Below are 14,927 nucleotides of genomic sequence, written 5' to 3'. Positions count from 1 at the left end.
CCCCAGTGATCGACCCCCAGTAACCAGCCCTTGAGGCCGGCCCAGCGAGGAAGAAGATGACGACCGCCCATATCGGCTCGACCCCGCCGCTCCACCAGCGCCTGGCGCTGGCGCGCGATGAAATCCGGCAACCCTTCGCCCGGGAGGAGGTCGCCGAGATCGTGACCGCCGTGCTGACCTCCATGGAGGGCGACGTCTCCGCCGCCGACCTGAAGCTCTACGGCGAGCTGGAGGCGCTGGCGCGCTACATCCAGCATGCCAAGCGCGAGATCGCGGCGATCCGCCCGGACGACATCGGCAGCGAGCATATCGCGAGCGCCACCGACGAACTGGACGCCGTGGTCGGCGCCACCGAGGACGCGACCAACCGCATCATGGATTCCTGCGACGTGATCGGCGCCATCGCCGGCAAGGTCGATCCGGAGAACGGCGCCGCGCTGACCGCCGCCGTCACCGCCATCTTCGAGGCCTGCAACTTCCAGGACATTACCGGGCAGCGCATCACCAAGGTGGTCCGCACGCTCAAGCATATCGAGGGCAGGATCGACGTGCTGATCCAGGCCCTGGGCGACGAGGTCCAGAAGACCCACCGGGACGCCGCCGCGGCGGCCGACCCGGGCGACGAGTCCTCGCTGCTGAACGGCCCCCAGCTTCCGGGCAACGCGATCGATCAGAGCGAGATCGACAAGTTGCTCGCCAGCTTCGACTGAACCGACATGGCAACCCGGCTGGGCGCGGCACTCGGGGCCGCGATGCTGCTCGCCGCCGGGTTGACCGGGGGTCCCGATCCGGCCGCGGCTCAGCAGGCCGCTCCCGCGGGCTCCGGCCCGGCAGCCTCGGACACCGTGGTCCGGGTCCGCGCGGGCGTGCATCCCGACCGTAACCGGCTGGTGTTCGACTGGCCGGGAGCGGTCGACTATTCCGTCGCCCAGCGGGGCGATACCGTCCAGATCACCTTCTCCAGGCCGGGGCAGGCCGACTTCTCGCGGCTGCAGCGGGTCCGCCTGCGCAACGTGCCGACGGTCGGGCAGGCGGCCGTCGATGGCCGGCTGGTCGTGCAGATCACCATACCGCCCGGCAGCGAGATCAAGGATTTCCGCACCGGGGCCGGCGGCGTTGCCCTCGACATCGTCGATCCGCCCCGCCGGGAAGCCGCCGCTCCGGCCCCTGCGGCGGCGCCCCTTGCACAGCCCGCCGCCCAGCCGCAGCGGGTGACGACGCCGGCTCCCGCACCGCCGGCCGCCCAGCCCGCCCCCGCGGCGCAAGCCGCCCAGCTCGCCCCCGCGGCGCCGGCCAAAGCTGCGGCTTCCGCTCTATCCGCCCCGGCCAGATCGGAGCGGCCACCGGCACCGCTGCCCCAGGCCCAGCCCGCGGCTCCGGCCTCCCGCGCGGTGCCGGAGCCGCCGCCGCCTTCGGCCGCCCCGCTTCAGCCCGTGGCGGCGCAGCCGCTGTCCCCAGGCGGCGCCGAGACATGGCGCGGCACCGTGTCGGTGGAGGCGCAGGAACCCGCGGCGGCGGCCGTGTATGTCCGAGCCGGATATCTATACGCCGTGTTCGGACGACCGCTGGACCTCGAGGGCCGGATCAAGGTGGATGCGCTGATCCCCGGGCTCGGAGGGCCGGAGACGGTGCCCATGCGGGGCGCCACCGCTTTCCGCATGGCGGTTCCCGACGGGCTGGAGCCTACCGTGGCGCGCGACGGCAATACCTGGCGCATCGCCCTGGCCCCGCGCGCCGCGGCCCGGCCCGAAGGGCTGCCGGTCGATGCCCAGCGCGATTTCCCGCTCGGCGCCCGGCTGGTCGTCGGGGTGCCCGACGCCCGGCAGGTGGTCCAGATGAACGACCCGATGGCGGGGGACCAGCTCCTTCTGGTGCCGCTGCCCAATCCCGGGCAGGCGGTGGTCGAGCCTCACGGGTTCGCCCAGCTCCGCCTGCTGCCGGCGGCGCAGGGCATCGTCGTCCAGCCGCTGGAGGATACGGTCGCGGTCCGGCCGATCCGCGACGGCGTGGAGGTGACCACCGCCGGCGGGCTGATGCTGTCGCCGCCCGGCGACCTGGTCGGGGTGTCGCCGACCCGGCTGAGCGGACGGGGCCGGGAGTTGCAGTCTCCGACCGGGCTGTTCGATCTGGCGAAATGGAAGCGCGGCCCGAGCGGCGAGTTCAACAAGCTGCGCCAGGAGGTCCAGCGGGCGGTCGTCACGGCGCCCGAGGCGGAGCGCGACCGCGCCCGCATGGACCTCGCGCATTTCTACTTCGCCCACGGCTACGCCGCGGAGAGCCTCGGCCTGCTGGGATTGCTCGCGGGCAACCAGCCCGACCTGGAAACCCGGCCCGAGTTCCTGGCGCTGCGCGGCGCCGCGCGGCTGCTCTACGGCGACCCGCAGTCGGCCGCCGACGACCTCGCCAACCCGGCGCTGGACGGTAAGGAGGAGGCGACCCTGTGGCGTGCCGCGGCTGCGGCTGCGCGCGGCGACTGGCCGGCGGCGGCGCGCGACTTCGACCGTGTCCGCGCCAAGCTCGACGGCTACCCGGACCCGTTCTTCACCAAGCTGGCCGCCCTGGCGGTGGATGCGCGCGTCCGCACCGGCGACCGTGCCGGCGCCGCCCGCATGCTGGAAACCCTGGCGCGGCGGACCGGCGGCGAGTTCGAGCGCAAGCCGGCCGGGCAGTTCCGCCGCGCCCAGCTCCAGCAGCTGGCCGGCGACAAGGACGGCGCCGCGGCGTCCTTCCGGGCGGCTGCGGACGGCACCGACCGGCTGTACCGGACCCGGGCGGAGCTGGCCCTGGTCGATATCGAGCTTGAGCAGGGAAAACTGACGCCGGCCGACGCGGCGGCACGGCTGGAGCGGCTGCGTTTCGCCTGGCGCGGCGACGACCTCGAACTGGACATCCTGCAGCGCCTGGGCGAGACCTACATGAAGGCGAACAATCACGCCGAAGGTTTCAACACGATCCGGCAGGCCGTCGCCCTGTTCCCCGAAAGTCCGCGGGCGGCCGAACTGTCCCGCGGCCTGTCCGACAGCTTCGCCAACCTGTTCATCAAGGACGGCGCCGCGGCGCTCCCGCCGGTCGAGGCGCTGGGGCTGTACGACCAGTTCAAGGATCTCGCCCCCGAGGGGCCGCGCGGCGACCTGGTGGTCCGCATGCTGGCCGAGCGGATGGTCGAGATCGACCTGCTCGGGCGCGCCGGCGACCTGCTCCAAGCCCAGGTCGCGGGCAAGCTCAAGGGAGCCGAGAAGGGCGAGGTCGGCGCCCGGCTCGCCGAGATCCGGCTTCAGGACGGCAAGCCCGACCATGCTCTGTCGGCGATCGACCAGTCTGAGGTTCCCGATCTTTCCGCGGAGATGGTGGCCCGGCGGCGTGTGCTGCGCGCCCGCGCACTGGCCGACCTGAAGCGCTACGGCGAGGCGGTGGCACTCCTGAAGGAGGACTCCAGCCAGTCGGCGGAACTGATGCGGGTGGACATCGCGTGGCGCGGTGCCCAGTGGGCCGAGGCGGCGGCCGGCCTCGCCAAGGTGATCGGCCCGCCACCGCCGGGCGGCACGCCGCTTTCGAAGGACAAGGCCGACCTGGTGCTGAACCAGGCGGTGGCCTTGTCCCTGGCCGGGGATGCCGCCGGGCTCGACCGGTTGCGCGGTCAGTTCGCCGCGGCCATGGAGGGGACGTCCCACGCCGACACCTTCCGGGTGCTGGCCCGTCCGGGGCAGTCCGGCGGGCTGATCGACCTGGCCTCGATCCAATCACGGGTCAAGGAGGTCGGCACCTTCCAGAAGTTCCTCTCCAACCGGCAGGGCGGGCAGGCGGTGAACTGACGGAACGGACGCCGTCCGGGTCCTGTTGAGTCTTCCCGATTGAACGAGATCCGGAGAAGCCGACCGTGTCAGACCATGATCAGACCATCAGGGACCAGAACGGCAGGAACGACGAAACGGAGCGGCTGAGGTTCCGTCCCGGCCAACCGATCCAGAAGGATGCCGACGGCACCGAAGCCGGGCAGGCGGCCGGCCCGGGCAGCCCGACCGCCGCCCCATCGAGCAGCGGCGGTTCCGGCGACCATCTCGCCCCGGAGCACAAGGGCGCCAATCCGGTCGCCGGCGGCACCGAGCGGGCGGATGCCGCTAGCGATGCCCAAAGCAAGGCGGACGAAGGGGATGGCGGACCGCGTGGAGAGCCCGCCACCTCCTGACCGCACGGGCCGATCGGAAGGACCGGATCAGGACTTGGCGGACTTCCGGTCGATTTCCTCGACGGTGACGTCCTGGCGCCGGACGGTGCCGCTCACGGTGGCCTCGCGCTCGCCCGACTGCTTGGTCAGCGCGACTTCCTCGACCACATGGGCCTGCTTGGAGACGACCGGCTTCTCCTTGATTTCGGTCATCTCGATCGTCCGGTCCTCGAACGCCTTGTCGGCTTCGCCGGGCTTCAGGACCCGGTCGGCCTTGGTGCGCTCGACATCGACGGTTTCCTCGTGCAGGGTCACCGACTCCTGGACCTCCCGCTCGCTGACCGAAACCTCCAGGCGCTTGCCGCCGGTCGTCCGGGTCTTGCCGACCTCCAACTCCTCCTCGATCACCTGGGCCTTTTCGGTTTCCGAGCCGCCGATCTTCTCCAGCAGGGCCTCCGGGGTCAGGACATCGAAGCGGCGCATGGTGCTCAGGGCTTCGTCGGCCTTGTCGTCGCTGGTTTCGGCGATGATGAGCGCGCCGCCCTTTTCGACTGCTTCGCCGTAGCTCTTGGCCCGATCCTGTTCATAGCCGGCGTCGACCAGCCGGCTGGAAATCTTGGATACCGCGACCCCCTGCAGGACCTCTACCGCCTTCTTGTCGAAGCCGGCCTTGGTCAGTTCGCCAAGAACCTTGCTGGCGACGTCGCGGCTCTCGAAGAGTCCGATGACGGAAGTGGTCATGTGAAATTCCCTTGCGATGGTTTGCTATGATTGTCTGCGGTAGTGGTCTTGAGCGAGAAGATCGGCCGTCGGTCGGCCTCCCTCGCACATGCAAACAAACATGCTGCACCGCACGGGGTTCCTGAATTTATCTGAGATCGTCGAAGTTTTATTATTCGAATGCAATAAAGAGTGAAAAGAATTTTGAGTCTCTTTCGAAAGAAGAATAAAGTCCGCAATATGTGGGATGACTAACCAGCAAGATAGGGGCGGGTAATTTTTATAATATTTGCGCACTAATGAACGTCCGTGCATTTACCAATACTCCGGCGAATCAATTTCTAGAGCGGGTAGGTGTGGTGCTCGCCCGTGGGTCGGCGTCTGCCCAGGGCCGAGGCCGACACCGTGCCCGCAGCGCCGATGTTTGGTGCCGGCCTTCGGCACCGCAGCACCCCATCGCGATCACGGTGGCGGAGCCTTAGGAGATCGTCCCGAAGCTCTGTACCAGCGTGCCCGAGATCAGGTGCCAGCCGTCGACCAGGACGAAGAAGATGATCTTGAACGGCATGGCGACTGCGGCCGGCGGCAGCATCATCATGCCCATCGACATCAGGATCGAGGCGACCACCATGTCGATGATCAGGAACGGCAGGAACAGCAGGAAGCCGATCTCGAAGCCCCGGCGCAGTTCGGAGATCATGAAGGCGGGGATTAGCACCTGGAGCGGCGTGTCCTCGGGCGCGCGGATCTCGCCGACCTTGGCGATGTCGGCGAACAGGATCAGGTCCGCCTCGCGCACATGCCGCATCATGAAGGTGTGGAACGGCTTCACCGACTGGTCGAGCGCCTCCATCTCGTCGATCTCATTGGCGATCAGGGGGGCGATGCCGTTCGTGTAGGCCTCGTCCATGGTCGGAGCCATGATGAAGGCGGTCAGGAACAGCGCCAGGCTGATCATCACCGAGTTCGGCGGTGTCTGCTGGATGCCCATGGCGGTCCGCAGGAACGACAGCACCACGACGATCCGGACGAAAGCGGTCACCATGACCAGGATGCTGGGGGCGAGCGACAGCACCGTCAGCAGGGCGAATAGCTGGATGATCTGCGACGTGCTGGACCCGCCCGCCCGGTTCAGGTCCAGGCTGAAGCTCTGGGCCAGGGCCGGGGACGCCGCGAGCCATGCGCCCAGCCCTGCGGCGGCGGCCAGCCCCGCGACGACCGCTCCCGGGGGAATCCACGTCTTGAAGAGCGACATCTTCATGGGCAGGGTCCTCATGGCACGGTGCCGCCGGCTTCCGCCGCGGGCCGGATGCCGCTTTCCAGGACGAGGTCGGCGTTCATGCCGAGCAGCACCAGATGCTCGACGCCGTCGCGCCGGACCAGGACCAGCTTCCGGCGGGCGTCGATCTGCGTCACCTCGACGATGCCGAGCCGCCGCTCGCGGCCCGGGCGGGATGCCGCGGCCCCGCCATAGCCGAACCGTCTCATGAGCCAGGCCGCGACGACGATCAGGCCCAGCACGAAGACAAGGGCCAGGGCGAAGCGCAGATAGGTTTCCATCTCCATGTCGGCGGGTTCCAGGACTGTCGGGAGGCTATTCGCGGGTCGGATCGCCCGGCGGCGGCGGTAGCGGCACCGGCTGGCGGCCATAGGCCAGCGAGGCGCGGTTGCGGGTCGCGACCCGCTCCAGCTCGACCGAGGTGTCGGCCTGTACCTGGTCGCAGGCGGCGGAGAGCATGTTGAGGTCTTCCACCAGGGTCAGCAGCCTGGGCAGCAGGGACCGGGCCGCTTCCGGCGTCCGGGCTTCCAGGGCGGCGCAGATGGCGCCGATCCGGTCGTCCAGCCCGGCCAGGTCGATCACCCCGCCGCCGCTCAGCGCCACCCGCGCATCGGCCACCGCCAGCACGATCCCCTCCAGTTCCCGCCCGATCGCCTGCATGTCCTCGGCATCGGGCAGGGCCGCCGCCGGAGCGGGCGGGTGCCCGGTCATGGCTGGCCTCCGCGCGGAGGCAGCTTGCCGTTGGCTCGATAGATATAGGCAAGGATCTCGGCGACCGCGACCAGCGCGTCGGCCGGGATTTCCGAGTCGAGCTGAACCACCGACAGCAGCTCGGCAAGGTCGGCGTCCTCGCGCACCTTCACGCCGGAGGCGAACGCCATTTCCAGGATCTGCTCGGCGACGTGCCCCTGTCCGCTGGCCACGACGCGCGGCAGCGACGGACCGTCCAGCTCGTACTGGAGCGCCACGGCGACCGGGCGGCGCGGCTTGGCGGGCCGGCTGCGGGAACGGGCCGCGTCTGAGGGATCTGGATAGGCCACGGGGAGTCTCGACCGGGTTTGGAAACACTGCCCGCTCGCGCGGGCCGGTCGTCACCCTAATCCGGTCATGCTTAACCAAATCTGAAGGAGGGCGCGGCAATCTTGACCCGGCAGGAATTGCCGCAGTGCCGGCCAGCTCAGGCTTGCCGCGTGACGATCCGCGGAAGCCGGTGCGTCCGGTGTTGGCCCGCAACTTGCTTAGCTGACACGAGGCGGTTTGGCGGAGGTTCGGCCGGGCCGCAGCGGCGCGGCGTTAACGACAAATTAACGCGACCGGGCAATTCTGGAACCTTGCGTTGCAAAGGGTGGTGGCACCATGGATCTGGGCAATACGGGGCTCTTCAAGCTCATGAAGGGCAAGCTGGACTGGCTGACCGAGCGCCAGCAGGTGCTCGCCCAGAACATCGCCAATGCCGACACGCCGCGCTACCGTCCGAGCGACCTGACGGGGTTCACCTTCGACAACGCGCTCACCCAGACCCGCCAGCTCAAGCCGCGGATGACGGCGGTCGGCCACATGTCCGGTTCGGCGGCGGCACGCGGCAACGACGTCCGCGAGGACAGGCCGAAGAACAATTTCGAAGTCGCCCCGGACGGCAACGCCGTGGTGCTGGAGGAGCAGATGAGCAAGGTCGCCGACACCGGCATGACCTACCAGCTCGTCACGAACCTGTACCGCAAGCATGTCGGGCTGATGCGCACGGCCATCGGCCGCAGCGGCGTCTGACCGCCGACACCCGACGCCAGGAGGAGGACACCAAATGGATCTGCGCGACAGCCTGAACGTCGCCGCCGCGGGCATGAAGGTCCAGGGCGCCCGCATCAAGGTGATCGCCGAGAACATGGCGAACGCCAACTCGACGGCCGAGACCCCCAACGACCTGCCGTACCGGCGCAAGGTCATCACCTTCGAGAACGCGCTCGACCGCCAGATGGGCGTCGAGACCGTGCGGGTGCGCAAGATCGACAAGGACCGCAGCGACTTCCAGAGGCGCTACGACCCGACCCACCCGAGCGCCAACGCCGAGGGCTACGTCCTGTACCCCAACGTCAACACGCTGGTCGAGACCAACGACATGCGCGAGGCGCAGCGGAGCTACGAGGCCAACCTGAGCGTCATCGAGGCGTCCAAGACGCTGCTGATGCGCACCATCGAGATCCTGCGCGGCTGATCCGCCCTTGTTGACCTGACCTTGTCCGGAGCCTGAACCATGGTCGCCACCGTCGCCAACGCCGTCAACGCCTATGCCAAGATGGCCGCCACCGGCACCACGCCGGGCATGGCGCCGCGCGACGCCGGCCCGTCGTTCGCGACGTTCGTGCGCGAGGCGGCGGAGACCGGCATCGGGCAGCTTCACAGGAGCGAGCAGGTCAGCGCCGCCGCCGTCGTCGGCAAGGCGGACCTGACCGAGGTGATCACCGCGGTGACCAACGCCGAGCTCACCCTGCAGACGGCGACCAGCGTGCGGGACAAGGTGGTGCAGGCCTACCAGGAAATCCTGCGGATGCCGATCTGAGCCTTCCCCGAAGCTGAATCCGGTGCCTGGCCCATGAACGAGACCGACGTGATGGAGGTCGTCCGCGAGTCGATCGTCGTGACGCTGAAGATCGGCGGCCCGATCATGATCCTGACGCTGGTCGTCGGGCTCGTGATCTCCCTGTTCCAGGCGCTGACGCAGATCCAGGAAATGACCCTGACCTTCGTGCCCAAGGTCGTCCTCGTGTTCGGCGCCCTGCTGCTGCTGATGCCGTTCATGCTGTCGACGCTGGTCACCTTCACCCAGCAGCTGGCCGACCGGATCATCGGCATGGGAGCCACATGATCCCATGCCGATGGAGTTGCTGAGCCTGAACGAGGCGCTGACCGGACAGATCTACGCCTTCATGGTGATCTTCTCGCGGCTAGGCACCGCCTTCATGCTGCTGCCGGGCTTCGGCGACGCCTATGTCTCCGCCCGCATCCGCCTGCTCCTGGCGCTTGCCATCACCGTGGTGGTCCAGCCGATCCTGATGCCCATGCTGCCGCCGGTTCCCGCGGGCGTCCTGGGAATGACCGTGCTGATCGTGAAGGAGGGCTTCATCGGGGTCTTCCTCGGCACCGTCACGCGGCTGCTGACGGCGGCGCTGGATACGGCCGGGACCCTGATCTCCATGCAGATCGGCCTGTCCAACGCCTTCATGTTCAATCCGGCACTGGCGTCCCAGGGCACCCTGATCGGCGCCTACATGGGCTATATGGGCATCGTCCTGCTGTTCGTCACCGACCTCGACCATCTCCTTATCCTCGCGGTGATCGGGAGCTACGAGGTGTTCGTCCCCGGCGCCGTCCTGCCGATGGGAGACTTCGCCGAAATGACGACGAAGATGGTCGGGCAGAGCTTCGCGATCGGCGCCCAGATGGCCGCACCTTTCCTGGCGGTCGGCATCATGTTCAACCTGGCGGTCGGCCTTCTTCAGAAGATGATGCCGCAGTTCCAGGCCTTCAGCGTGATCATGGGCGGACAGGTCGCCCTTGGCCTGGCGCTGTTCGCGATCGTCATCTCGGCGACCATGCTGTTCTGGCTGCGGAAGGTCCAGGACACCCTGATGGGATTGCTCGGCTGAGCCCGCTCCGGACATGCGTTCATCCCGGTTCCGAAATGACCGGTGGACCGCCTTGGCTGCTTGGAGGCGCCGATGGCCGAGGATGATGATGACGCCTCCAAAACGGAAGACCCGACCGGAAAAAAGCTGAGCGACGCCCGCGAGAAGGGCAACGTTCCGATGAGCCAGGAAGCCAAGAACTGGCTGATGCTGCTCGGCGGACTGGTGGTGGTTTCCCTCGTGGCGCCGGCGTCGATCCGGCGGCTGAGCGACGCGCTGGTGGGCTTCTTCGAGCGGGCCGGCACCGAGCGGCTCGACCAGGGGATGATCGGCCTGATCCTGGCCGATACCGTGCTGACGGCCCTGCTGGCGATCCTGCTGCCGGTGATCATCATGGCGGCGGCCGGCGTGCTGGGCACGATTCTCCAGATCGGATGGCTGGTCACCGCCGAGAAGATGAAGCCGGACCTCACCAAGCTGAACCCGCTCCCCGCCTTCATGAGGTTGTTCTCGATGCAGAACAGCCTCGAGATGGTCAAGGGCTTCGTGAAGATGGCGGTGGTCGGCGTGGTCTGCGCGATCGTCCTGCGGCCGGTGATCGCCAGCGTCGAGCACTATGTCGGCATGCCCATGGATCTGCTGCTGGCCGAGACCCAGTATCTCGTGGTCAAGCTTTTCCTGTGGGTCACGATCATCATGCTGTTCGTGGCCATGGCCGACTTCTTCTATCAGCGGTTCGAGTACACCAAGAAGATGCGGATGACCAAGCAGGACGTGAAGGAGGAGTTCAAGCAGCAGGAGGGCGACCCGATCGTCAAGGCGCGGCTGCGCCAGATGCGCTTCGACAAGGCGCGGCGGCGCATGATGCAGGCCGTCCCGCGCGCCGATGTGGTCGTGACCAACCCGACCCACTTCGCGGTCGCCCTGAAATACGACCAGTCGGCCATGGCGGCGCCGGTCGTTCTGGCCAAGGGCGCCGACGCCGTCGCCGCCAAGATCCGCGAGATCGCCCGGGAGCACGATATCCCGCTGGTCGAGAACCCGCCGCTGGCGCGCGCGCTCTACGCCGCCGTGGAAATCGACCAGGAGATTCCGCCGGAACATTATAAAGCCATGGCGGAGGTCATATCCTACGTGTTCAAGCTCAAAAATCGCTTCTCGGGACGGTAACCGTACCTCGCGCGGAACGCATGCAAGTAGTAGGATCGATACGTAATCATTGGCATGGGGCAGCAGTGCAGGAGCAGGTTTCTTCATCCTCCCTCGACCTTGCGGGGCCGAGGCTGTCCGCCGGGGAGAAGCCGTCGCGCGACGGCGCCCTGACCCGGACCGCGTTCACCGGGGCGGGCGGGCTGGCGGCGATCGGCGCCGCGGGCCTGGGTCTGGCGGCAGGGGGGATCGTGACCGATCCCGTGGCCCTGAGCGGCGGCATGTTCGTCCTGCTGGCCGCCGGCGGCGCCGCGCTGGCGGGCAGGATCTCGTCTCTCCAGGCGTCGGACCGGGGTAAGGCGGATGGCGACCGGGCGATGCTGGCCAGCGCCTTCCAGGCCGGGAAGGTGGGGCGCATGATCACCGGCCGCGACGGCCGGGTCGTGCAGGTCAACGCCGCCTTCCGACATCTGGCCGGCGGGGCTGGCAAGGACGCGCTCGATTCGCTCCGGCTCCGTTTCGATCATGCTCCGGAGATGGCCTCCCGCTTCCGTGGGCTGGTCGACGCGGCGCTGCGCGGCGATGGGGCCTCCGCCGAACTGGCCCTTGGACCGGACCGCCCGTGGCTCCTGGTCCAGGTGATGCCGCTGGCCGATCCGGATCCGGCCGCCATCGGCCCCGGCTCCGGGGAGAAGCTGGTCAAATGGGTGGTCGAGGACATCACCGAACGCAAGCGGGCCGAACAGCAGCTGCGTGAGGAACAGGCGAACCTGTCCGATTTCATGGGCAGCGCGCCGATCGGCTTCTATTCGGTCGACCAGGACGGCCGCTTCCTGTACGCCAACGCCACCCTGGCCGAATGGCTCGGCTGCACGCCGGCCGACCTGGTCGGCGGTTCCGTCAGGCTTCACGACGTCCTGGCCGAGCCGCCGCCCGGCCCGTCGGCGGCCCACAGCCCGTTCGCCGGAGCCGAGAGCGGCGGCGACGTGACCATGAAGGGCATCGAGGGCCGGCGTTTCCAGGCCTCGGTCGTCCAGACCGTGGTGGCGTCGGGCGATGGCCGGTCGCTGCGGACCCGCTCCGTGGTGCGGGACCTGACGCCCGAGCGGGAATGGCGCGAGGCGCTGCACCTGTCTGAGCAGCGCTTCCAGAGCTTCTTCGAGGAGGCGCCGATCGGCATCGCGCTGATCGACGAGGGCGGCAGGCTGGCGGAATGCAACCAGGCTTTCCTGACCATGGTCGGACGTCCCCTGCGCAGCATCATGGGATGCCCCCTGGCCGAACTGTTCAGCGCGGGCGAGCGGTCCACGGTGGTCGCCCGCCTGGAGCAGATCAAATCCGGTTCCGATATGATCGCTCCTTTCGAGGTCAACCTGCGCGCCCAGGGCCGCGACAAGAAAATGGCGCAGCTTTATGCCCGCCGGATGGCCGGCGGATCGGGCAATGGATCGGGGAGCGGAGAGGCCGGGGCGGGTTCTGGCTCCGGAATGATCCTGCACTTCATCGATCTGACCGAGCAGAAGAGCCTGGAGGCGCAGTTCGCCCAGAGTCAGAAGATGCAGGCGATCGGCCAGCTCGCGGGCGGCGTGGCCCACGACTTCAACAACCTCCTGACCGCGATGATCGGCTTCTGCGACCTGCTGCTGCTCCGGCACAAGCCGGGCGACCAGTCGTTCAGCGACATCATGCAGATCAAGCAGAACGCCAACCGTGCGGCCAACCTGGTGCGCCAGCTGCTGGCCTTCTCGCGCCAGCAGACGCTGCAGCCGCGGGTGCTCAACATCACCGACGTGCTGGCCGAGCTGTCGAACCTGCTGCGCCGGTTGATCGGCGAGAACATCGAGCTGAAGATGACCCACGGCCGCGACCTGGGCCTGATCAAGGTCGACCAGGGCCAGCTCGAGCAGGTCATCATCAATCTCGCCGTCAATGCCCGCGACGCCATGTCGGGCGGCGGGCGGCTGACCATCCAGACCAGCAACGTCTCGACCGAGGGCCCGACCCGCCGCGAGCACGAGGAGATGCCGCCCGGCGAGTATGTCGCGATCGAGGTATCGGACACGGGCATCGGGATTCCCAAGGAGAACCTCGCCCGCATCTTCGAGCCGTTCTTCTCCACCAAGGAGGTCGGCTCCGGCACCGGCCTCGGCCTGTCCACCGTGTACGGCATCGTGCGCCAGACCGGCGGCTTCATCTTCGTCGACAGCGCCCCGGGGGAGGGCGCCAAGTTCACCATATACCTGCCGCGCCACCAGTCGGCCAAGGCCGCCGGCGCCACGGCGGAAGCCGAGAGCGAGGCCCGGGAGCGGTCGGCCGGGGATCTGACCGGGACCGGGACCATCCTGCTGGTCGAGGACGAGGACGCGGTGCGCGTGTTCAGCGCCCGGGCGCTCCGCAACAAGGGTTATCAGGTGCTGGAGGCCCGCAGCGGCGAAGCGGCGCTCAGCCTGCTGAACTCAGAGTCGAACCGTGTCGACCTGCTGGTCAGCGACGTGGTGATGCCCCATATGGACGGTCCCACGCTGATCCGGCACGTCCGCGACAAACGGCCGGAAATGAAGGTGATCTTCATCTCCGGCTATACCGAGGACAAGTTCCGCGACCAGATCGACGCCGGCGAGCACATCCATTTCCTGCCCAAGCCGTTCAGCCTCAAGCAACTCGCCGGCAAGGTGAAGGAGGTTCTGCGCGACGGGTGACACGGGCCGCAGCGGTTTCCACATGACGGGTTCCTACGGACGTTTGCGGAACATGGGACGGGTGATTCGTTCCCTTTATGTTCTGATTGCCTCTTGGCAGGAGAGAACGAAAAGAGTACATTCTCTTCACGTTGCACTCCTGCCGACCGTATGAGAGAAGAGGGGCCCCAGCATGTCGTCCGCACCCTTGCGTTTGGTTGAAAGTCCCATGGATAAGCAAAAGGCACTAGACGCGGCCCTCGGTCAGATCGAACGCGCGTTCGGCAAGGGCTCCATCATGAAGCTCGGTGCCCGCGAAGTTTCGACGGAGGCCGAGGTCGTCTCGACCGGTTCGCTCGGCCTCGACATCGCGCTCGGCATCGGCGGCCTGCCGCGCGGCCGCATCGTCGAGATCTACGGCCCGGAAAGCTCGGGCAAGACGACCCTGGCGCTCCACGCCATCGCCCAGGCCCAGAAGAACGGCGGCACCTGCGCCTTCGTCGATGCCGAGCATGCGCTCGATCCCGGCTATGCCCGCAAGCTGGGCGTCGACGTGGACGAGCTGCTGATCTCGCAGCCCGACGCCGGCGAGCAGGCGCTCGAGATCACCGACACGCTGGTTCGCTCGGGCGCCATCGACGTGCTGGTGGTCGACAGCGTCGCGGCCCTGGTGCCGCGTGCCGAACTGGAAGGCGAGATGGGGGACAGTCACGTCGGCCTGCACGCCCGGCTGATGAGCCAGGCGCTCCGCAAGCTGACCGGCTCGATCTCCAAGTCGCACACCACCGTCATCTTCATCAACCAGATCCGGTTGAAGATCGGCGTCATGTTCGGCAACCCTGAAACCACGACCGGCGGCAACGCGCTGAAGTTCTACGCCTCGGTTCGCCTCGACATCCGCCGGATCGGCGCGATCAAGGACCGGGAGAACGTAGTCGGCAACCAGACCCGCGTGAAGGTGGTCAAGAACAAGATGGCCCCGCCGTTCCGGGTGGTCGAGTTCGACATCATGTACGGCGAGGGCGTGTCCAAGGTGGGCGAGCTGCTCGACCTCGGCGTCCAGGCCAACGTGGTGGAGAAGTCGGGTTCCTGGTTCAGCTACGAGGGCCAGCGCATCGGCCAGGGCCGCGAGAACGCCAAGAACTTCCTGCGCCAGAACACCGAGGTGGCCGACTCCATCGAGGCCAAGATCCGCGCCAACGCCGGCCTGGTGGCGAACGCCATGATGGGAACGCCGGAAGCGGACGGCGAAGCCAGCAGCCCGGACTGATCCGTACCCCGGGATATCCTGCACCGGAAAAGCCGCGCGGACC

The 14,927-nt window shown here is 67.9% G+C and carries 16 protein-coding genes; 11 read left to right on the top strand and 5 right to left on the bottom strand.

Annotation, left to right across the window (positions count from 1 at the left end; genetic code table 11):
* The first annotated feature begins 56 nt into the window (after positions 1 to 56).
* From DPR14_RS22480 to DPR14_RS22470, 3 genes are all read left to right on the top strand, one after another.
* Complete coding sequence (locus DPR14_RS22480; protein ID WP_158047134.1) at positions 57 to 710, top strand: protein phosphatase CheZ; 654 nt, start codon at positions 57 to 59, stop codon at positions 708 to 710.
* A gap of 6 nt (positions 711 to 716) precedes the next feature.
* Complete coding sequence (locus tag DPR14_RS28770) at positions 717 to 3,812, top strand: tetratricopeptide repeat protein (RefSeq protein ID WP_158047133.1); 3,096 nt, start codon at positions 717 to 719, stop codon at positions 3,810 to 3,812.
* Between the two features lie 65 nt (positions 3,813 to 3,877).
* On the top strand, positions 3,878 to 4,186 hold the full coding sequence (locus tag DPR14_RS22470; protein ID WP_158047132.1) for a hypothetical protein: 309 nt from the start codon (positions 3,878 to 3,880) through the stop codon (positions 4,184 to 4,186).
* Between the two features lie 27 nt (positions 4,187 to 4,213).
* Here DPR14_RS22470 and DPR14_RS22465 read toward each other — a convergent pair whose 3' ends face one another.
* The 5 genes from DPR14_RS22465 to DPR14_RS22445 form a co-directional block, all read right to left on the bottom strand.
* Complete coding sequence (locus DPR14_RS22465; RefSeq protein WP_158047131.1) at positions 4,214 to 4,906, bottom strand: YsnF/AvaK domain-containing protein; 693 nt, start codon at positions 4,904 to 4,906, stop codon at positions 4,214 to 4,216.
* A 457-nt stretch (positions 4,907 to 5,363) separates the two neighbouring features.
* Positions 5,364 to 6,146, bottom strand: a complete 783-nt coding sequence (gene fliP, locus DPR14_RS22460) for a flagellar type III secretion system pore protein FliP (protein ID WP_246148486.1) — start codon at positions 6,144 to 6,146, stop codon at positions 5,364 to 5,366.
* A gap of 11 nt (positions 6,147 to 6,157) precedes the next feature.
* Positions 6,158 to 6,451, bottom strand: coding sequence for a FliO/MopB family protein (locus tag DPR14_RS22455; protein ID WP_158047130.1), 294 nt, complete (start codon positions 6,449 to 6,451; stop codon positions 6,158 to 6,160).
* Positions 6,452 to 6,479: 28 nt separating this feature from the next.
* A complete protein-coding gene (locus tag DPR14_RS22450; protein WP_158047129.1) occupies positions 6,480 to 6,875 on the bottom strand; it encodes a hypothetical protein in 396 nt (131 codons plus the stop codon).
* Positions 6,872 to 7,204, bottom strand: a complete 333-nt coding sequence (locus DPR14_RS22445) for an EscU/YscU/HrcU family type III secretion system export apparatus switch protein (RefSeq protein ID WP_158047128.1) — start codon at positions 7,202 to 7,204, stop codon at positions 6,872 to 6,874. The genes DPR14_RS22450 and DPR14_RS22445 overlap by 4 nt, the downstream gene beginning before the upstream one ends.
* 316 nt (positions 7,205 to 7,520) lie before the next feature.
* Between DPR14_RS22445 and flgB the strand changes: the two genes are divergently transcribed.
* The 8 genes from flgB to recA all read left to right on the top strand — a co-directional run bounded on the left by flgB (position 7,521) and on the right by recA (position 14,884).
* The gene (flgB, locus tag DPR14_RS22440) at positions 7,521 to 7,931 is read left to right on the top strand and encodes a flagellar basal body rod protein FlgB (protein WP_158047127.1); all 411 of its coding nucleotides are present in this window, start codon (positions 7,521 to 7,523) and stop codon (positions 7,929 to 7,931) included.
* 34 nt (positions 7,932 to 7,965) lie between these two features.
* Positions 7,966 to 8,376 (top strand): flagellar basal body rod protein FlgC, encoded by a 411-nt coding sequence (gene flgC / locus DPR14_RS22435; protein WP_158047126.1) that lies wholly within the window; start codon positions 7,966 to 7,968, stop codon positions 8,374 to 8,376.
* Between the two features lie 39 nt (positions 8,377 to 8,415).
* Entirely contained in the window at positions 8,416 to 8,721 is a 306-nt protein-coding gene (fliE, locus tag DPR14_RS22430; protein ID WP_158047125.1) for a flagellar hook-basal body complex protein FliE, read from the top strand.
* Between the two features lie 33 nt (positions 8,722 to 8,754).
* Positions 8,755 to 9,027, top strand: a complete 273-nt coding sequence (gene fliQ / locus DPR14_RS22425; protein ID WP_158047124.1) for a flagellar biosynthesis protein FliQ — start codon at positions 8,755 to 8,757, stop codon at positions 9,025 to 9,027.
* Between the two features lie 4 nt (positions 9,028 to 9,031).
* Positions 9,032 to 9,808, top strand: a complete 777-nt coding sequence (locus tag DPR14_RS22420; RefSeq protein WP_246148481.1) for a flagellar biosynthetic protein FliR — start codon at positions 9,032 to 9,034, stop codon at positions 9,806 to 9,808.
* Between the two features lie 72 nt (positions 9,809 to 9,880).
* Entirely contained in the window at positions 9,881 to 10,957 is a 1,077-nt protein-coding gene (gene flhB / locus DPR14_RS22415) for a flagellar biosynthesis protein FlhB (RefSeq protein WP_158047123.1), read from the top strand.
* A gap of 260 nt (positions 10,958 to 11,217) precedes the next feature.
* Positions 11,218 to 13,635, top strand: a complete 2,418-nt coding sequence (locus tag DPR14_RS22410; RefSeq protein ID WP_158048299.1) for a PAS domain S-box protein — start codon at positions 11,218 to 11,220, stop codon at positions 13,633 to 13,635.
* Between the two features lie 172 nt (positions 13,636 to 13,807).
* A complete protein-coding gene (gene recA, locus DPR14_RS22405) occupies positions 13,808 to 14,884 on the top strand; it encodes a recombinase RecA (protein WP_158047122.1) in 1,077 nt (358 codons plus the stop codon).
* Positions 14,885 to 14,927: the final 43 nt, after the last annotated feature.

It is taken from the genome of Skermanella pratensis (genome assembly GCF_008843145.1).
Classification (GTDB): domain Bacteria; phylum Pseudomonadota; class Alphaproteobacteria; order Azospirillales; family Azospirillaceae; genus Skermanella; species Skermanella pratensis.
This window is presented reverse-complemented; position numbering and strand designations above follow the sequence as displayed.